The sequence below is a fragment of the Nostoc sp. CmiVER01 genome, assembly GCF_034531135.2.
GTDB lineage: Bacteria > Cyanobacteriota > Cyanobacteriia > Cyanobacteriales > Nostocaceae > Nostoc.
The window spans coordinates 27,853-47,783 of record NZ_JAVRBU020000025.1; the positions used below are offsets into that span (position 1 = coordinate 27,853).

The window sequence follows — 19,931 nt, forward strand, 5'->3', positions numbered from 1 at the left end:
TTCAACGAACCTCTCCCTGTCTTAAATTAAAGTTTAAGTCTGTTCTTCTCCGAGTTGGCTACGGTGTACACATAGGTTATTGAATTACCCCTCCCTAACCCTCCCCTTGTAAAGGGGAGGGAATTGGATGTTTTAGTTTCCCCCCTTTCCAAGGGGGGATTAAGGGGGGTAATTCGACTTGTGTGTACACCGTAGCACCTTGTAAAGGGAAGGGAATTATATGTTTTAGTTTTCCGTTTCTAATGTTATTTTGGCAATGCCTGCGGTGGGCTACGCCAACGCATTAGTTGCTTCAGGGTTGGCATTAGTTGCTTCAGGGTTCACATTAGTTGCTTCGGGGTTGGCATTAGTTGCTTCAGGGTTGGCATTAGTTGCTTCGGGGTTGGCATTAGTTGCTTCGGGGTTCACATTAGTTGCTTCAGGGTTGGCATTAGTTGCTTCAGGGTTGGCATTAGTTGCTTCGGGGTTGGCATTTGCTGATTGCACTTGAGTCGGAGAGGGACAGGTTTTGCGTAGTAAAATCTTTTAGACACATTATTGTAAACAAGGCTCAAACTCTTTTCCCCCTGCCCCCTGCCCCCTGCTCCCTGCCCCCTGCCCCCTGCCCCCTGCTCCCTGCCTCTTCAGTCACGGATAAGATAAAGAGGTAATGTAGCTCCTCACACAAGTAGCAATGACTTCAACCTTGCGGAAATTACCTCGTCTTAATACCCCAACCGTGCATCAGTTGCCCAATGGTTTGACAATCATAGCGGAGCAGATGCCAGTTGAAGCTGTAAACCTCAACTTATGGATTAAAGTTGGTTCAGCCGTAGAATCTGATAGCATTAACGGCATGGCTCACTTTTTAGAGCACATGATTTTTAAGGGAACAGAACGACTGGCTAGTGGCGAGTTTGAACGTCGGATTGAAGAACGGGGTGCTGTCACCAATGCCGCAACTAGCCAAGATTATACTCATTACTATATAACCACAGCCCCCAAAGATTTTGCCGAGCTTGCTCCACTACAAATAGATGTAGTATCAAATGCGAGTATTCCTGATGATGCTTTTGAACGTGAGCGATTAGTAGTTTTAGAAGAAATTAGGCGTTCAGAAGATAATCCCCAACGGCGGACATTTCGGCGGGTGATGGAGACAGCCTTTAATGAACTACCCTATCGCCGTGCAGTATTAGGGCCAGAATCGGTGATTGCCGAACTTAAGCCCCAGCAGATGCGAGATTTTCATACTAATTGGTATCAACCCCATTCAATTACTGCTGTAGCTGTGGGCAATTTGCCTGTGGAAGAATTAATTGCAATCGTTGCTGAAGGATTTACAAAACTCAGTAAAGACGCGATTAATCGCGTCTCTACCCACTCCCGACTCCCCACTGAGCCACCATTTACAGAAATTGTCCGTCGAGAATTTGTAGATGAAAGTCTCCAGCAAGCAAGGCTAGTGATGGTTTGGCGGGTTCCTGGAATGGTTCACTTAGATCGCACCTATGGACTAGATGTTTTAGCAGGAATTTTGGGACATGGACGGACATCAAGACTGGTGAGGGATTTACGAGAAGAACGGGGATTAGTTTCTTCAATTTCTGTGAGCAACATGAGCAATCAGCTGCAAGGGACATTTTATATTTCAGCTAAATGTGCGGTAGAAAATATAGCAGAAGTAGAAGATGCGATCGCTCAACATATTCGCACAATCCAAACCGAATTAATTACAGAATCAGAAATTGCCCGTGTGCGGCGGCGAGTAGCGAACAGATTTATTTTTAGTAATGAAACACCAAGCGATCGCACTGGGTTGTATGGTTATTATCATTCGTTGGTGGGAGACTTAGAACCCGCCTTTAACTACCCAGATTATATTCAGAGCCAAGATGCAACTGACTTAATGCAAGCAGCAAAAGAGTATCTTTCTCCAGATGCTTATGGTGTAGTTGTCGTCAAGCCGTAAATTAAAAATAGGGAATGGGGAGTAGAGAGTAGGGAATGGGGTATTAGGCATTAATCAATAATTCTTCTTCCCCTGCTCCCCCTGCTCCCCCTGCTCCCTCATCCCCACTCCCCACTCCCCAATTTAATCATGTGGACTCAAATCGATGCTCAAATTAGCCAGGTGACTGGCGAAAAATTTCAGAGTCAGCAACGGCGATCGGTTGGTGGCGGATGCATCAACCAAGGTTATGCTATTTCCAATGGTGAGATAACCTACTTCCTTAAGATTAACCAAGCATCTCAAGCTGCAATGTTTGAGGCTGAGGCAATGGGCTTAAAGGAAATGCTAGCCACAGCTAGTATTCGCGTCCCAAATCCTATTTGTTGGGGTGTAGCTGAGAATTCTAGCTACATTGTGCTGGAATGGTTAGAACTTGGTAGCGGTAACAGCAATTCGTGGGAAGAGATGGGGCGAAAGTTGGCGGCGATGCATAAAGCTAACAGTAGCCAAGGTTTTGGTTGGAAAATTAACAATACTATTGGCTCCACGCCCCAAATCAATACTTGGACAGCAGACTGGACAGAATTTTATATTAAATATCGCCTGGGTTATCAATTTCAGTTGGCAAGGCGAAAGGGAGGAAATTTCCCCTCTTCAGAAAAATTACTAGCAGCAATCCCTGAACTATTGGCGCATCAGGTGCAACCTTCCTTAGTACATGGCGATTTATGGGGTGGAAATGCCGGGTGTACTAACTCAGGAGAACCAGTAATTTTTGATCCTGCAATTTATTTTGGCGATCGCGAAGTTGATATTGCCATGACAGAATTATTTGGTGGATTCCCCGCAGCATTTTACCAAGGTTACAACAAAGTCTTTCCCCTAGATCCAGGCTACGAGCAAAGAAAAACGCTCTATAACCTGTATCACATTTTGAATCACTTCAATTTATTTGGCGGCAGTTATGCTTCCCAAGCCAACCGAATGATTGACCAAATTTTGCGCTAACTACAACTTTGCGTACCTCTGCGCTTCCCTCTGCGCCCCTCTGCGTTTAAATTTCCCCCCTTAATTCCTTACCATTTGACTCACCATCACCCCCAAAGCCACCATCCCCAAAATCGTCATTAATCCCGCCGGCATAAACTTGCGTGTTTTAGCTAGCCGAACTGCAAAAACGACTACCAAAACACCAGTAACTACCACTGCTAAAATCGACCCCCAGCTTTGCCCTTGGAGTTGAAAGAAAGCCGCAAGCACTAGTAATAACCCGCTAATGCTACCACTTAAGAGTGAAACCTTACTTCTAGCCTGAATATAGCCAATAATACCACCAGCGATCGCTAATATGCCGTAGGCAAAAGCAGCAATTATACTTAAATTCATTGTTAAAACCTATGTAGACTTTGACTTTACTGCCAGTGTCAGCAGACAATTTACCATAGTTATTTAGCTATACCACACAGTTAATTGATGGATAATCAAGCGATGCCAATAGCAAGTACTTCCTCATATACAAAGATTCAACATCTCCAGCGCCAAGCAGCCTCACTTTTACTGTACCAGTCTGTTTTGCAAGGCGAAGTGGGGATGGCATTTCTGGAACTGTTGCAAGCTATACGTTACACTGATGCCGATGCACGGGGTTGTCTCCAAGCTTACGGTAGTTACTTCCACGCTTTGGCTGCTAAAAATCAAAATTGGGAAGACTATTTAATTACTCAACTTCTCTTCTCTGAGAATCCTTTTACAAAGCTTGCTCAAGTGCGAGAATTTGAAGATTTACCCCCAGCTTTAGTAGCAGCAGTTCGGCATGATTTACAAATATTGCAAAGTCTCTATGAATGTAGCAGCGCTTCTTTAAGTGAGTGGATACAAGGCGTAGCTCACATGCCGATTTCGCCAGTAGTGTGGTATAAAGAGCAAGAATTGGTAGGAGGAGAGACAAAGTTCCCTACATATCTACAAGAGTTAGATAATTGGGGTGATGCTGTAGAAGAGTTAGCAGCTTATTATCAGCAATGTGGCTCTGGTTTATTTGCAGAATATCGCGCTTTACGTTGGCAAGCTGGGCAGTTTATCGGTATTCGGTATTCCGATCCAATTAAGCTGAGTGCGCTTGTAGGTTATGAGTCTCAAAAAGATGCTTTGCTGAAAAATACAGAGTTTTTATTATCAGGAGAGATGGCACTGCATGTATTACTTTACGGTAGTCGAGGTTCTGGCAAATCTTCTTTAGTGAAATCTTTGTTAAATGAATATAGTAATCGCAACCTCCGCTTATTGGAAGTGGCAAAATCTGATTTAAAAGACTTACCAAAAATTGTGGAACATTTACGGGGAGTGTCACAAAAATTTATCATCTTTGTCGATGATCTTTCCTTTGAAGAAGATGATGATGCCTTTAAAGCGCTCAAGGTAGTTTTAGAAGGTAATTTAACCGCGCGGCCGCAAAATGTAGTTGTGTATGCTACTTCCAATCGCCGCCACCTGATTCGGGAGTTTTTTGTAGATAGACCTACCCCCAAGGATAACGACGAAATCCATGCTTGGGATACGATGCAGGAGAAACTTTCGTTTAGCGATCGCTTTGGTTTAACCTTGACCTTTGAACCAGCCGATCAAAAAACTTATTTAAAAATTGTACACCATCTAGCGGCACAAGCTGAAATTAATATTACCCAAGAAGATTTAGAATTTCAAGCATTACAATGGGCAACTCGCCATAACGGTCGTTCTGGACGCACAGCACGGCAATTTATTGATTTTCTAAAAGCAGATTTAAGACTTTTTGCTACAAATAACAATACATCCAACACCTAGTGTATTTTAATTACGAATTAGTATGAGAGCTACTTTTCCTAATAATTTAACTACGCTAAAAACCAGCAATATGCAATCAGTAATGATCAGCAATCGATTTATACTAGGGATAGTTGCCTTTAGTGTGAGTTTTGGTCTTAGCCTCGTCCCAAACTGGGATTTTAATAAAGCCTTTCTCACAGGTTTAATTACTGCGGTTACTATCTATGCAGCAGCATTATTTGTAGATAAGCGACGCAGAAATTATGAAATGTTTATTTTAGGTTCTATCCACAAACGAATTAAAGAAATGGAGGGTTTAAAGGCTCGTGTTGTCAAAGAAATAAATCAAATTGAAGAACATCATAATTTATTATATGCGGAGTCACAACAACTACAAAATCAAGTAACAGAAAGCCGTAACCAAAGAGATAGTTTACATCGAGAATTAAGAACATTTGCCGGACAGAAAAAGCAGTTAGAAGCTGAAATAAATACCCTGCAAACTGAAATTAATAACTTGCAGAAAAATCTAACAGAACTGAACAATGCTTTTTCTGTTCTTACAGCAGAGAAACGCCGACTAGAGTCGAACTGTAATGTATCTCGTAGTGAAATTACCCATTTGCAAAGTCAAATTTCTGAACTCCAGCAGGAGAAACAAGAAGTTGAAAGCAATTTAACTCTTTTAGGCAGACTCAAACCCCAATTAGAAGAAAAATTATACGAACTGCGAATTGCAATTCAAGAATTAGAAGTTGAGACAACCCAAAAAAATCAATTACTGGTAGCGACAAAAGCCGAAAGAGAAAATATTCAATCTATTCTAGATTCTTCACAAACCCAACTTACAGAATATAAAGCTGAATTACAGCAGTTGCAAGAGCAAGTTTCATTATTGCAAGAAGAACGAGATTCCTTACAAAATCAAGTATGGGAATTACTCCAACAAACAGAAACATTCAATCCAGAACATTTGTCTGATAATTCTAATGAAGATAATAATGAATTGTTTACGTTTTCTGAAATAATGGAAACTACAGCAATCATAAACACTTTGGAAGGTGATACATCAGAAAATTTACCTGAAGAATGGACTAATTTTTTAGAAAATCTTCCAGTATACGAACTACAAGTATTAAAAGCTATAGTTGAACAAGATAATCCTAATACTGCCATTAAAAAAATTGCTGAAGCAAATATTACTATGCCAAATTTATTAATCGATTCTATCAATGAACGAGCAAATGATACTATTGGTGAATTAATAATTGATTCAAATTCAGAAATTCCAGAAGTTTACCCTGAATATATGACGCATATCAAAAAAATGATTGCAATATATGAAGATCGAATAGCTAGACATGCTTCGTCAAATTAAATTATTATTGCCGTCGTCAGATTAGTAGTAAGGTGAATATCTTACCTACTTATGGCGTGCATCTGAGTTTAGAATAAAGTAAAGTGTAATACATGGCAAAGCTCAAAATCTCGAAAAAAATCTCCACTGCTTTAATCAATTCTCTCGGTGCAGGAGTAGTACCAAGAGTAGGAGTTGAATATATAGCAGTAGGGCGAGAAAAAGAACTCAAAAGCCTATTACAAAATCTCGATGATATTGCAGAAGGTGTAGCAGCATTTCGCTTTATAATTGGTAACTATGGTTCTGGTAAAAGTTTTTTATTACAACTAATTCGCAACCGCGCTATGGAGCAAGGTTTTGTAGTAGCTGATGCTGATTTATCCCCAGAACGCCGATTAGCCGGAAGCAGCAATGAAGGTGTAGCTACTTATCGAGAATTAATGAGCCACCTAGCTACAAAAACTCGTCCTGATGGTGGTGCTTTAGTCTCGATTTTAGAAGGATGGATTAATAAAATTCAACAAGAAGTGGTTAAAGAAACTGAAATGCGCCCGAATGACGATGGTTTTGATGACCAAGTTGAATCGAAAATTAGGGAAGTAGTTCAGTATATTGAAGGCTTAGTTCACGGTTTCGATTTTGGTAGCGTGATTATCGCTTATTGGCGTGGCTACCGAATGGATGATGATAATTTAAAAAATGCGGCAATGCGCTGGTTGCGCGGAGAATTTACTACTAAAGTTGAGGCGAAAGCAGCTTTAGGGGTGCGCGTTATTATTGATGATGATAGTTGGTATGACTATATAAAATTGTTTGCGAAATTTGTCGCTGAAATTGGCTATAAAGGATTGTTAATTTTAGTTGATGAAGCTGTACATTTATATCAAATATCTACTACAGTCACGCGGGAAAAGAATTATAATCGACTCCTGGCAATGTTTAACGACACCATGCAATGCAAAGCAGAACATCTTGGTATTGTTGTGGGTGGAACAACTAAATTTTTAGAAGACCCCAAACGGGGACTTTTTGCAGACCAAGCTTGGCAAAGACGCACAAAAGAAAGCCGTTTTGCTGCACAAGCTAATGTTCAAGAACATTTAGGGCCAGTGATTCGGTTAAATCCGTTGAGTGAAGCAGAAATATTGACACTTTTGCAACGTTTAGCTGAGATTCATGCACTCAATTTTGGCTATGAACAGACTTTGACAAATCGTGAATTAAAGGAGTTTGTGCAAGAAATTATTAATCGCTTGGGTGCAGAAGCATTACTGACACCAGGGGAAATTGTGCGAGATTTTATGAGTGTGCTGAATATTCTTCACCAAAATCCAAGAATTGTGTTTGATGAATTAATTCATGGCTCTAAATTTAAACCTACTGCGATGGGTAAAGATGCAGATGTGGATGAGGATGGCGCAGCAGAATTTAGTTTGTGATTTACTCTTTAGTAATTGGTAAACCTAGCCAATCGCTAAGTTCATAAGCTAGCCAGTCAAGTTCTGGAGGAGTGACAGGAAAAAAATAAAATTCACCAGTTAAAATGTCATACTTTTTGGTTCCTGCCCAGATTGTCAAAGAAGGTTGATTATATGTATCCTTACTCCGTTCTAGACGTACAATATTTTGTCTGGAACTTGGAGATGGGTGAAGACGTTTAATTCCAAATAATTCATAAATTAGGAAAATTTTTTCCCTATTAATATAAAGCGTCTTTTTACCCAATACACCTATGAATAGAGAAATAAATAACATAATTATAAATGATGAAAATATTAGAATAAATCCTAATGAAAAAACATTTACATTTCCAAAAAAAATTGATAAATTAGGGATAAATAACATAATTGGTATAGATAATATTAAATTAATTAAAGTTCTTCTTTTAAATAAACCAGCCGGGGGAATGATAATTTCTAAACAGTTAGTATTTTTATTTAATAAAACTTTACTGCCAGAAGGTTTTCTAGGGAGTAAATTACTTTGTATATTTTGAAGTTGAACTGTATTTCCTAGTTTGTTTAAGGCTTGCAAAGCGTCTTCAGCAGAAGTCAAACGTTGACTCGCAATAGGTTCTGTCATTCTTCTCAACCAACTGCTGAAAGTAGGATTAATATTGGGTACTGGTTCAAATTCAAGCCGCAAGTCGGTTTGTGGTAAATCGGCTGGATGCTGACCTGTCACCAAGTAAATTAAAGTTGCTCCTAAACTGTAAAGGTCAGAACCAGGAATAGCTCTACCATTAAATTGTTCTGGTGGTACATAGCCGTAGGTTCCCATTACTATAATTGTGCTGCTTCTTCTGGCGATGGTTTGCACTGAACCAAAATCTACTAAGTAGACTTCACCGACACTATTACCAGAGCGATTTGTCAACAGAATATTGCTTGGCTTGATGTCACGATGAATCACGGGCGGCTGACGGCTATGCAGATATTTGAGAATTTCTAGAATAGCTTTTGCTAGTTCCTTAACTTCTTCTTCACTGAAACTACGCCCAGCTTTTAGTTGTGTTTCTAGAGATTGGGCTGGGATATAACTTTGTACGAGTGCAAATCCTTTGCTGCTGGGTGAATCTAGCTCAAAGTAGTCAAGGTAACGGGGAATCGCTGGGTGGGAGAGTGCTTTGAGTGTTTCAGCTTCCCGCTCAAACAATTTGAGATCGTTCCATTCAAATTCATTACCAAAGGACAGTATTTTGACTACTACTAATTCTTGAGTTTGTAAGTCACGAGCTAGCAGCGATCGCCGTCCGGCTTTTTTGCCTAGTTCCTGTTGCACTTGATACCGTTCCAACAGGATTTCTTGGTGAGAATCTGGCGATTCTTGACTTGTCATTTGCTCGTGACTCCAAAGCTCAAGATAATCCGCAACCCAGGATTAATATATTTTTGCTAAAGTGGGATACTCCCCAATCATACTTTGTATGGTAGTTCTGCACGCACTTTCAGATTTTATCGACTGCGATTTTGCCATAAGTGGCTCATCTCCTAGTTATTGGTACGAGGGGCATTGTCTCCAAAGTGGCGTTCGCATAAAATTACCCCGCACCTCAATATCTGAAGCGATCGCTCACGGACTTATGCAACAACTTGCCAACAATGACTGTTATTCTCATGAAGGCAAGATGTATGGAATACTATTAGTTGAACTGCCTAATGGCGAACAAAGGGTACTCAAAGCCTTCTCCGGTCTTTTGAATGGTTGCGGTGTAGTTGAAGGCTGGGTTCCACCAATTCCAGGACGAGACGAAGTTGCTTTAGAGGAAGCCCGCACTTTGGCACAGTTGGATGCGATTAACCAGGAACTCTTTACCTTAAAGCAACTAACCGAACGCCAGCAGTATGAAACTCTGTCTGATGAATTTGAGCAACAATTGCAAGCAATGAGCGATCGCCATCGCCATTGCAAACATCAACGACAACAGAAACGTCAACAAATCTGCAATACACTTACAGAAAAAGCACTCACTATTGTCCTTGAACAACTCGACGAAGAGAGTCGTCAGCAGGGAATTGAGCGACGACAACTTAAACGCCAGCAAAATGAATTATTACAGCCCCTCCAGCAGTTAATTGCAGCAACGGATACGCGAATTAGCGAACTGAAACAACAGCGTAAAGCACTATCCCGTCAACTCCAAGCTCAGATGCAGGCTACATACAGCCTGACTAACTTTTCTGGGCGATCGCTATCATTACAGCAATTGATGCCAGGAGGTTCACCCACTGGCACAGGAGACTGTTGTGCCCCGAAGCTGCTCCATTATGCGGCAACACATAATCTCAAACCCCTGGCAATGGCAGAATTTTGGTGGGGTGCGTCTTCCGTAAATCAAGATAGAATCCAGGGAAAATTTTATGGAGCATGTGCCGAGCGATGCCAGCCATTGATGGGGTTTTTGCTCTCAGGCTTGAAACCTAAACCCCCAGCCCTCTACCCTACTGAGAGAGTAAGAAGCTCCTCCCCTGATGAGGGAGAGGTCACTTTACCCATTATTTATGAAGACGAATGGCTGATTGCTGTAAACAAACCTGCTGGATTACTTTCGGTACCTGGGCGTTATCGCGATCGCCAAGATAGTGTCTTGAGTCGCTTACGTCATCTGTTACCGGATGGGATGGCGCTTGCATCTGTGCATCGCCTAGATCAAGAAACATCGGGGATTTTGTTGTTAGCACGCGATCACCAAACCTATCGGCAAATTAGCCAGCAGTTTCAGCAACGCCAGGTTCACAAGGTTTATGAAGCGATACTTTCCGGTGTTGTGACAGTTGAACAAGGTAAAATTGACCTGCCACTGTGGGGAGATCCTGAAAATCGTCCTTATCAAAAAGTCGATTGGCAGCAAGGTAAACCCAGCTTGACACACTTCCAGGTAATTGCCAGAGAACAAGATTACACCCGTGTAGAATTTACGCCACTCACAGGGCGCACTCATCAATTGAGGGTTCATGCGGCTGATGCGCGAGGACTTGGGGTAACTATTTTAGGCGATCGCCTTTATGGATGCTTTGCAGTCACCAGTCGCTTACATCTGCACGCTAGAGAACTTCGCTTCCAGCATCCGCAATTAGAAAAACCTCTACATTTACAAGCAATTACACCCTTTTGACGCTCAACGAAGAGTACTTGGGAACAACGATAGGACTTACGCAAAAATTGCTAAAAAGCTTAATTTCTCGAACCGCCAAGACGCCAAGAGCGCCGAGAATTCGTAGAGTGTGCGTAAGTCCTAAACGAGAATTAGAGATAAGGGCAAAGACTTGTTGCAAGTATTCATACCATTTCACGAAACAATTGATACAAACTTTTTTGCCCCCCTGCTCCCCCTGCTTCCCCTGCTCTCCCTGCCCCCTGCCCCCTCTCTAAACTCTATAAAGGTGGAGCTGGAAGTGGCTTTGCTGCAACTGCAAAAGGTGAGCGTCCACCCTGTCCCACTTCAAACTGATTCATCATATCGTGGTCTTCGTGAACCGCATTGTGGCAGTGTGACATATATTTACCTGTATTAGGGCCAAACTTACCAATTACTCGTATAGTTTCGTTTTCCCCAACATAAAAGACATCTTTCAACCCACGCTCGTAAGGAAAAGGTGGTCTCCCATTACGGTCAAGCATTAGGCAATCAATTAGGTGAAGGTGGATAGGATGAAACGCACGACCTGATGGGTTAGACAATTTCCAGATTTCAACATCGCCTAATCTAGGATTAGCATCAATTCGGGTGTTATTCCAGGTTTTGCCATTGATCACCCACAGATTATTAGAACGTTCATACTTAAACTCTCTAGTTCGTACTGCTGAAGATTCTGGGATAGGTTGGATTGTACGTAACCTGGAGGGAATAGAGCTATTATCTGGTTCACGCCGCACAACATCAAAGCGCATAATTTGATTCGTACCGTCGTAATTCGTGTTGTTAGGAAGTCCAAGATTTCGCAGCACTACCTGAGAGCCGACTGGGTATTTAGAAAAGTCAATAATAAATTCGTAACGTTCTGCTGGCGCCAACCGGAAATTTTTGGCTTTAACTGGTGCGCTCATTAATCCGGCATCAGTGCCAATCATTATAAAATCATCGCCGTTGCTCAGGGCAAGATTGTAAGAGCGCGAAATCGAACCATTCAATATCCGGAAACGGTACTTACAAGTATCTACCTCCATCCGCGGCCAAGGCGCACCATTGACCAAAATAACATCACCATATTGACTAATTTCACCTTGGGTATTGAAGACTAACTTGCCAGTATTAGTAAACTGCTTGTCTTGGATAAACAGTGGTACGTCGTATTTACCTTTGGGTAAGGGTAGTCCAAGCTCAAAGTCATCTTGAACAATGTACATGCCTGCCAAACCCATATAAATATTACGTGCAGTATTATGAATGGCGTGGTCGTGATACCATAACATAGCCGCATGTTTGTTCGGATAGACGTAATCTTTGTAGAAACCCGGTCGTGTCAAATCTTCAGCATAGCCATCGTACTGCGGTAACGACCCCATGCCATGCAAGTGAACTGATGTTGGTGTATCGACACTATTATTGATAAAGCGAATTATTGATTGTCGCCCTTGACGTTGCTTAATTGTGGGGCCAGGAGCAATACCGTTATACGCCCATATCTGCGTTGTTAGCCCAGGCAAAATATTAACCAGAGCTTTTTTCATCGTGATCTGGTAGTAATCTGTGGTTGCATTGCTCCGCACTGGTTTAAGCACTGGCGGTATGGGAAGTTTTACACTAAAACGAGTAGGCTGAGGACTACCAGCAGTTGCTGCTTGTCCACGAGATAGCAAGCCTATAGGAATCAGCAAAGAACCACCTGTAAGCGCTCCTAGCTTCAGGGCTTCTCGTCTAGTTATTTTTATCACTTTTATTTCTTTATTGGTGTATTGCGAAATTGGCCTGAATGGTTCTAGCAATCAGTAGATTTGAAAAAGTTTGAAATACTAAGATTTACGTACTGTACAAACACATCATCTTGTGTATTAAGATAAATAGGTCGTTTCAGCTTTTTAAAAATCATTTTTTATCATCTGCATAGCATTCTTTATATGAATGTACATTTTTGTCTGTTTGTTAAATTTACAAATATATCCACATAAAGTCAACCAGTTAATAATTCAGTTAAATCCCAAAAACCTTGAATTTGCTTGATTTTTGCTTCATAATTTGCATTTTTACTTCTTTTTAAGTTTCGGAAAGCCAATATCATTTTTACTGAGTTTTTAAGTAAATAATACGGGTTTTGTACACTATTTTTAAAACTTTAAGTAAGCTATATAGAGCAAAAGTATCTACAGTATTGAACTATTAGATGTCTTTATTTAATACAGTTAATTGCTAATTATAAGCATTGCATTTGATGTTTTTCTTTCACTTATATATAACAATTACGTCATCTATTGCTGAATGGGATGGCGCTTGCATCTGTGCATCGCTTAGATCAAAAAACATCTGGGATTTTGTTGTTGGCACGCGATCGCCAAACCCATCAGCAAATTAGCCAGGTAAAATCATCTCTTTTACCTTAAAGTCTTGTGTAGCAATGATTACTGTTTTATTCTTTGGTGAGAGTGATTAAAAAACGTTAACTTCTTTACCATGCATCATTCCCAAAAAGTCCATCCCCTTTTGGGTAGAATTTTTAATTTTAAAATCGTCGTAAATTATATATGTAATTACCCTTAAGGTTTAGCAAAAGCAAGATCTGAGCATTGGTACCAATAGCTTATTCTTTTTCATCCTCAATAGTATAGACAGGCTAAAAATTCAAATATGGAATTTGTGATTTTCAGCATGTCTTACTCAACCTTGAATAAGGCTGAAAAACCTAATGCGAAGGCTTAAACTTCTGAATGTTTTGTTGATAGTGGGTTTATCACTTAGCATTTCAGTGTTCATTTCTTTTGTTTTCCCACACCAAGTTTTTGGTCAGTTTCGTACTAATATTCCCAATAATGCCACGTTACTTGGACAGCGAAAAGTCGAAGTTAGTTCAGGCTTCGTGGTTGCGCCTCCGAATCAACCCCTTCGTCCAGCAGAACGTCTCCGTCGTGATACCTATGGCGATGTGGGACTTGCTCCTCTGAGAACAACGGCTCAGTTAGCTCGATTGCTCTATCCTTCTGTTCCGCAATCAGCTCGCCAGAAACTGGTGGAAGGGGCGTGGTTTTTTACTGCCCCAGAAACGGTTAGAGAAGGCGCAGGGTCAATGGCTAACCAAACCCGATGCGCGGGCTGTCACCTGAATAACTTGGAGTCGGTTCCAGGTCTGGGGCTGCTCACGGGTATCTCTAACGTGAGTCGAGCTGGACGGTCAACCCCCACCAACTTCAGTTATACGTCGGGTGACACTAACAAAGGTGGTAGACCAGCTGGTGTTCGCTTAGATCCAGTTGATCCAGACGGTTATGCTAACTTGAATATCGTTAATAAGGCCGACCCAGCCTTAGATGCGATCAATAATACCGGGCGAACCGCAGCCTTTACAATTTTCGGAGACTTTTCACCATCGGCTGAAGCTGTCGATCCGACGAAATCTTACGATCCTTTGGATGGTACTAAAAATCCCATCACAGGTAATGCACAGAATTTTGGTGGTTTTGTGCAGCATGTACGCCCTCCGATCGCTGAACTTAAAGCTTTCGATAGCAGTATAGATTGCAAACCAGATGCAATCCCAAGCATCGCCCAAGACCGAAACCTCGGCAGGATTGATCCAACTACGGGGCTGAGTTCAAGTGGATTTCGCCGTGGTGTTGGTGAACGCGCTGGCCCCCCCTATATCGGTCGTGGGCTGATGGAGGCTATTCCAAACCAGGACATTACCAACGCTCCTGATCCCTCTGACACTATAGGCGGCAAATCGTCTTTGAAAACTGGTGTATTCCAGTGCAAGGGTGATTGTGTCACAGGTAAGGTGAATGTGATTCCTCCCAATGCGCCACCTGACCAACCCAACGCCCTAATCTCTGGGGTAGGACGTTTTGGCTTACGTGCCAATGGCGCAGAGATACTACAGTTTATCATTGGGGGCTTGCAAGGTGAGCTTGGCATTACTAGCTTGGCTAACAATAATGAGATCAAAATTGCTGATCCCAAAATTGCTCCTTACAATAAGAACTGCAAAAATCTAGTAACCGACCCTGAGTTTCCCCTCAGCACCCCATTCAGTGAGCGCAATTTCTTGCGCCTGACGGCTCCCCCAGAATTTGGCCCCAATCTCTTGGCCGTGCTAAATTCCAAAAATCCCTCTCAAACTCGTTCTGGCTACAGTCGTGCAGCCAGCGTTCAACGAGGAGCGCAGCTTTTTGGTATTGATCTCACTGCCTTTGCCAACCGGATGATCCCCGGTCGTATGCCTCGCGGAGGCGATGGTCGTAATCCCAATGCCATTAACCAGAGCGATCGCATGGTGAGTTGTGTGAGCTGCCATACTCCGGTTCAAAGAACTGGTCGGTCGCCTGCTGCTGGCGATCCATCCTTGGGTACTGATGCAGCATCTGTTGTCAACATTCTCAGTTACCGTTGGGCACCAATTTTCTCGGATCTGATTCTGCATAAAGGCCCCATCATTGATGCTGAACGGTTTGCACCAACCCCGCGCGATCCAATTCTTGTGAGCCGATCCACGGTTGTCAATAGTAACCGATTGAACTTCAAGACCTACGATCTGCCCCGTAATCTCACTGATGATATTTTCTCAAACCAGAAAGCAACTGCCAAGGGTGAAGAGTTCCGTACACCGCCTCTGATGGGAATTGGTAAGGTTGGCCCTCCATTTTTGCATGATGGTAGCGTTTACTTAAGTACCCTCACCCGTGACACAACACCTGCGGGTACTGTGTTTACCAATAGCGAAGTGACCAATGCACCGTTGGTTGTTCGTTCGGTAGACGATGCGCTTCGTGCAGCGATTGAGCTACATGACTTACCTGCACCCGATAACTATAAGACCTCTAAGCTGCCAGGTGGAGGATGTCCTGTTCCTCCGGGTGGCAAAGTCATCAATAAAATCGGCAATGTTGTCAACTATGGCTCATCGCCTAAAGATGTCATTTGTCCACCTTATACCAGTGCTATTTCAAATACTCATCGAAGTGAAGCACGTGAAGTTATCGGTCGTTTCCGTTCTCTGACACCTTCTGATCAACAAGCGATAATTGATTTTTTGAAAGAACTATAGTGGCTTTCTAGTATCTCTAATATCGATTGTTTGGAAATTTTACTACGGGGACGTTCTTAAGAACGTCCCTTCTTTTGATGCAGCTAATCTTGCGATCGCCGCGACCATATCATATTCCCGTTACTCCCATCCAGAACTATGACAATCGACTTGCTTTTTTAATTTGTATGTGATAATTTCTGGTTGTAGCTAATTTAACGGTTATCCGACCGATTTACCGTACTAAGAGAAACCAACATCCCAGCTAATAGACTGACAAATAAAAATACTCCACTACTTCTTGTAGAGTGAGCGTCTTACCTACCCCACAAGATTGAATAATTTATTTGTTGGAAATCCCTTAGAGCAAGATTGGATGATTGATTTTTTGATAATCCCTTAATAACTTTATTCGTAAGGAATATAATGCATGACTAAAGTATTCATTCTTAATGCCAACCAACAACCGTTATATCCAGTACGCATCAGCCGTGCTAGGCTGTTATTGTCACAAGGTAAAGCTACCGTATTTCAGCGATATCCCTTTACTATAATTCTGAAGGAATCCCTTTCTCATCTAAAACTTGAGCAACTTGGCTTCAAAATTCATCCTGGTATTAAAACTACTAGTACGCCACGACGGAAATAGAGCAACCATTTAAAATCCCTAAAAAGCTGATCCGTAATATTTTTGACTTTTGAATGCGTGACTTCCGCCTTGCGGTACTAGTACTATTGTCAGCAAATATAAAAAAATTGGTATTAATCTTAGTCGCCTCCCAAACGGAGGAATATAGATGACAAACCACACTATCTTAGAACCATTGCCAGAAGACCAGTGGTTTATTGAGAGCCAGGAACTACGATCTTTTGTAGCAACAGTGCGTGAAATTAGCGCTATTACTGTTGACGATCGCACCCAAACTCTCGCTAAACTAGAACCCTATTTTCAAGAACTGCTTGCCCAACAAGAATGGCTCCCCCAAAAATTTGCCCAGGCCAATCCCGAAAGCAGAATGGGCGGTGGCATTGGTCAGTGGCTACTTTATCGCGCTAAAGACCGTTCCCTGTCAATCTTTAGTTTGGTAATTCCCCCAGGTTCAACGACTCCTGTCCACGACCATTTAGCCTGGGGATTAATTGGTTTATACAAAGGCAATCAAGAAGAAATAGTCTATCGCCGTGTAGATAACGGCAATACTGAAGGACACGCACAATTACAAATAACTGAAGTGCGCTCGCTTCAACCAGGGGATATCTATCGTCTATTACCCCCAGATGGTGATATCCACGCCGTCAAAACTACATCCCAGAGCGCATCTGTATCTATCCATATTCTGGGTAATGATACTGGTTGCATCTTGCGTCACCAGTTCATTCCAGAATCTCATAGCGTCAAATCCTTTCGCTCTGGATATTCCAACGCTCCCTGCAAAGAGGAAGAAGAAAAAGAACATGCCCAAGTACGCTAGACCACAACCCCCCGTATTCGAGCGAGTTGAAGACGAACGCCTGCACCGCAAACAACGCCTAGCTGCTGCCTTTCGCCTGTTTGGTAAATTTGGTTTCAGCGAGGGAATCGCAGGCCATATTACGGCTCGCGATCCAGAATTTACAGACCATTTTTGGGTGAATCCATTAGGAACATACTTTGGTCACATCCGAGTTTCTGACCTGCTGTTAGTTAACAGAGAAGGTGAAGTAGTTAAAGGTGATGCTGAAGTGAATCGAGCTGCTTTCGCCATCCATTCTCAGATTCATGAAGCTCGACCTGATGTAATTGCGGCGGCTCATGCCCATTCACTTTATGGTAAAGCTTGGTCTAGTCTAGGCCGGCTTCTTGACCCCTTGACTCAAGATTCCTGTGCTTTTTATGAAGACCATGCGCTATTTGATGACTTCACAGGTGTGGTTTTAGAAACTTCTGAAGGTCAGCGATTGGCGCAAGCCTTGGGGTCAAACAAAGCTATAATTCTGCGTAACCACAGCATTTTAACTGTGGGACATACGGTAGATGAAGCTGCCTATTGGTACATTAACTTAGAGCGATCGTGCCAAGCCCAACTACTGGCAGAAGCTGCGGGTAGACCCACTACTATCAAACACGAAACAGCCCGTTTAACACAAACTCAAGTGGGGTCACATACAAGTGGGTGGTTCGGCTTCCAGCCCCTTTACGACAGAATTGTGCGCGAAGAACCTGATTTGCTAAATTAGTTTTGTGTTTTTATGACACTGGCATAACAAGCAAGACCAGCCCCAACCCTTAGGGACGCTGTTCGCATTCGGGGAAGTCAAAAGTCACGCATTCAAAAGCCAAAACTATTTGGCGTAGATTGCGGAGAATCTAAAACCTTTTGCTACCTATAATAAAACTTTTAAAACATCCTCTAAAAGGAAAATAATTGGAGCAAGCCTTTTCAAGGAGAGTCAACTACTATCTCAATTAATCAGATAACAAGGGGATTTTGCCCCTTGTTAAAGGTAGGTAATTTCCGTCAAATTTTACTAGCTTCCAGTCGCTAGTTCAATTTATCTGCAATAAATTTTCGCCACGTTGATAAATTTTCCGCGCATAATCAGTCCAAGCACCTTGTCCCCAATAACGAAAACAACTGGTTTGCAACAAAAGGTTATGTAAAAGAACGTTACGGTAATGAGATTGCCTGGTAACAGGTTCTGCTGAGTTAAGTTGTTGTAATGGAGCAAACTTTTGATGGAATAAACTGCTTAGTTGATACATGGGAGACAACACATTTTCATATCCTTTCACCCAACTAATATGATTTGTCCACGAGGCTCCATCCAAATGAAAATTAGAGTTGCTTTTCTTTAATTCTTGAATAGCATTCTCTACAGCTTCAGGTTGAATATTATCTGATGAAACTCGCTCCCAAATCTGATGTTGTCCCACTGGCTGACAAGTTGGATAGTCTTCAGGCTGGCATCCAGCAGCTTCGATGAGTTCTAAATATTCTGTACCACACATCCCGACTACACCTGATTTCCCGCCGCCGTTATTGACCATATCCCACCAAGCTTGTTTAAAGGCGCTAGGAAATTCATTCATCATCACACCACCGTTTTCACCATCTCCAATTTGGCTAACTATTGGTGGTACAAAAACACTCCCAATCTGTTGTTTTGATAATGTTTTCGCTTCATAATAAGGCTGCATTTGTGCGACTAATTTAGTATCTGAACCTTGGGTTTTAATTAAGGCTGTAATGCTAATTGTTTCGCCTTGAGAATTGCGGGCAACCAAACGATGTGGTAAATGTTTGTGGGTAAGAGATTGACCGCTAATTGTTTCTACAGAATGTTCTTGAACAAGCAACCAGCGATATCCACATTCTTTCAGCGCTTTCACAAATTCAAAGAGAGCATCAGGATGATTTGGTAGGTGCATTTCTGGGGGTGAAAACCCTTTAACTCGTGCTAATGCTTCCCAGCCAAAAATTGCCGCAAAGTGATGTTGCCATGCGATGATATGCAATTTAATATCTGCTATGGGTGTGGAAGGAATAACTGCATGACCCCACATTGTACCCAGCCATTCTACATAAGGTTGGTAGGTGCGATCGCAAGTGATGTGTTTAAGATTATCGAGAACATCATCGCGTCCCATTTGCCGCAGTCCCCACAGCAGATTACCTGAATAATCCAACATCACACGGGGATTGCAACCCTGACTGACGAGTTCAGGGATTAAGTCTCCCATGCGCCTGTAACAATGGGCAAAAGGATCTGCATTGTGGTTATCCCCTTCATGAGGATGTTCAAACATATATTGCAGATTGCTGATGAGTGTACCACCATTTCCTGCCGGTATAGTTGGCTGGTGCATGTGTAAGGCGATCGCAAACACAGCATTTACATCTTCTAAGCGAATATTTGTTGTTGGTAAAAATACTGGCTGATTATGATTAACTACAGAGAGTACCTCTGTTTCCCAACCAGATATATTCGGCAAGCCATCAATGATTTCGGGCAAAGGAGCCAAGGTTGTGGGTAAGGAAAGCATTTCTGATTGCTCCGAAACAAGGTATGTCTAATTATGCGATCGCACAGGAATTTCTGATCTGCAACTTTATGTATTGATGCAAACTGCGATCGTCTTGTAGTCCCGCACTATAATTCAACAGTTCCGATCTCACACTTG

General features: G+C 42.2%; 15 protein-coding genes and 1 pseudogene. 11 read left to right on the plus strand and 5 right to left on the minus strand.

The genetic code is table 11. The features are described 5' to 3' along the window. Positions 1-270 precede the first annotated feature (270 nt). The gene (locus RMZ43_RS31895) at positions 271-486 is read right to left on the minus strand and encodes a hypothetical protein (RefSeq protein WP_322653340.1); all 216 of its coding nucleotides are present in this window, start codon (positions 484-486) and stop codon (positions 271-273) included. A gap of 187 nt (positions 487-673) precedes the next feature. Between RMZ43_RS31895 and RMZ43_RS31900 the strand changes: the two genes are divergently transcribed. Together RMZ43_RS31900 and RMZ43_RS31905 are read left to right on the plus strand one after the other, a co-directional pair. Continuing rightward, positions 674-1,951 carry a M16 family metallopeptidase gene (locus RMZ43_RS31900; protein WP_322653341.1) on the plus strand — a complete coding sequence of 426 codons (1,278 nt, stop codon included), beginning with the start codon at positions 674-676 and terminating at the stop codon, positions 1,949-1,951. Positions 1,952-2,080: 129 nt separating this feature from the next. Next, complete coding sequence (locus tag RMZ43_RS31905) at positions 2,081-2,941, plus strand: fructosamine kinase family protein (protein WP_322653342.1); 861 nt, start codon at positions 2,081-2,083, stop codon at positions 2,939-2,941. 60 nt (positions 2,942-3,001) lie between these two features. On the opposite strand, the gene RMZ43_RS31910 is transcribed toward RMZ43_RS31905, so the two are convergent. Beyond that, positions 3,002-3,319 (minus strand): TMEM14 family protein, encoded by a 318-nt coding sequence (locus tag RMZ43_RS31910; RefSeq protein WP_322653343.1) that lies wholly within the window; start codon positions 3,317-3,319, stop codon positions 3,002-3,004. Positions 3,320-3,406: 87 nt separating this feature from the next. On the opposite strand from RMZ43_RS31910, the gene RMZ43_RS31915 reads away from it, so the two are divergent. The 3 genes from RMZ43_RS31915 to RMZ43_RS31925 all read left to right on the plus strand — a co-directional run bounded on the left by RMZ43_RS31915 (position 3,407) and on the right by RMZ43_RS31925 (position 7,537). After that, positions 3,407-4,756, plus strand: coding sequence for an ATP-binding protein (locus tag RMZ43_RS31915; protein WP_322653344.1), 1,350 nt, complete (start codon positions 3,407-3,409; stop codon positions 4,754-4,756). A gap of 70 nt (positions 4,757-4,826) precedes the next feature. Continuing rightward, positions 4,827-6,116, plus strand: coding sequence for a tellurite resistance TerB C-terminal domain-containing protein (locus RMZ43_RS31920; RefSeq protein WP_416212118.1), 1,290 nt, complete (start codon positions 4,827-4,829; stop codon positions 6,114-6,116). A gap of 92 nt (positions 6,117-6,208) precedes the next feature. Further along, positions 6,209-7,537: an ATP-binding protein gene (locus RMZ43_RS31925; protein ID WP_322651209.1), complete on the plus strand. Its 1,329-nt coding sequence runs from the start codon at positions 6,209-6,211 to the stop codon at positions 7,535-7,537. 1 nt (position 7,538) lies between these two features. Here RMZ43_RS31925 and RMZ43_RS31930 read toward each other — a convergent pair whose 3' ends face one another. After that, a complete protein-coding gene (locus RMZ43_RS31930; protein WP_322653345.1) occupies positions 7,539-8,936 on the minus strand; it encodes a serine/threonine protein kinase in 1,398 nt (465 codons plus the stop codon). A gap of 88 nt (positions 8,937-9,024) precedes the next feature. Here RMZ43_RS31930 and RMZ43_RS31935 point away from each other — a divergent pair, with 88 nt between their 5' ends. Then, complete coding sequence (locus RMZ43_RS31935) at positions 9,025-10,713, plus strand: RluA family pseudouridine synthase (protein WP_322653346.1); 1,689 nt, start codon at positions 9,025-9,027, stop codon at positions 10,711-10,713. Between the two features lie 260 nt (positions 10,714-10,973). On the opposite strand, the gene RMZ43_RS31940 is transcribed toward RMZ43_RS31935, so the two are convergent. Next, entirely contained in the window at positions 10,974-12,473 is a 1,500-nt protein-coding gene (locus RMZ43_RS31940) for a multicopper oxidase family protein (protein WP_322651213.1), read from the minus strand. 519 nt (positions 12,474-12,992) lie between these two features. Between RMZ43_RS31940 and RMZ43_RS31945 the strand changes: the two are divergent. The 5 genes and pseudogenes from RMZ43_RS31945 to RMZ43_RS31965 form a co-directional block, all read left to right on the plus strand. Then, positions 12,993-13,112: pseudogene (locus RMZ43_RS31945) on the plus strand (pseudouridine synthase); the annotation flags it as partial. A 386-nt stretch (positions 13,113-13,498) separates the two neighbouring features. Then, positions 13,499-15,790: a di-heme oxidoredictase family protein gene (locus RMZ43_RS31950; protein ID WP_428850948.1), complete on the plus strand. Its 2,292-nt coding sequence runs from the start codon at positions 13,499-13,501 to the stop codon at positions 15,788-15,790. Positions 15,791-16,199: 409 nt separating this feature from the next. Next, a complete protein-coding gene (locus tag RMZ43_RS31955; protein ID WP_322653348.1) occupies positions 16,200-16,418 on the plus strand; it encodes an RRXRR domain-containing protein in 219 nt (72 codons plus the stop codon). Between the two features lie 148 nt (positions 16,419-16,566). Then, positions 16,567-17,241, plus strand: coding sequence for a hypothetical protein (locus RMZ43_RS31960; protein WP_322651217.1), 675 nt, complete (start codon positions 16,567-16,569; stop codon positions 17,239-17,241). After that, entirely contained in the window at positions 17,225-17,986 is a 762-nt protein-coding gene (locus RMZ43_RS31965) for a class II aldolase/adducin family protein (protein WP_322653349.1), read from the plus strand. Before RMZ43_RS31960 ends, RMZ43_RS31965 begins: the two co-directional genes overlap by 17 nt. 310 nt (positions 17,987-18,296) lie before the next feature. On the opposite strand, the gene RMZ43_RS31970 is transcribed toward RMZ43_RS31965, so the two are convergent. Further along, positions 18,297-19,793: a glycosyl hydrolase family 57 gene (locus tag RMZ43_RS31970; protein ID WP_322653350.1), complete on the minus strand. Its 1,497-nt coding sequence runs from the start codon at positions 19,791-19,793 to the stop codon at positions 18,297-18,299. Positions 19,794-19,931 lie beyond the last annotated feature (138 nt).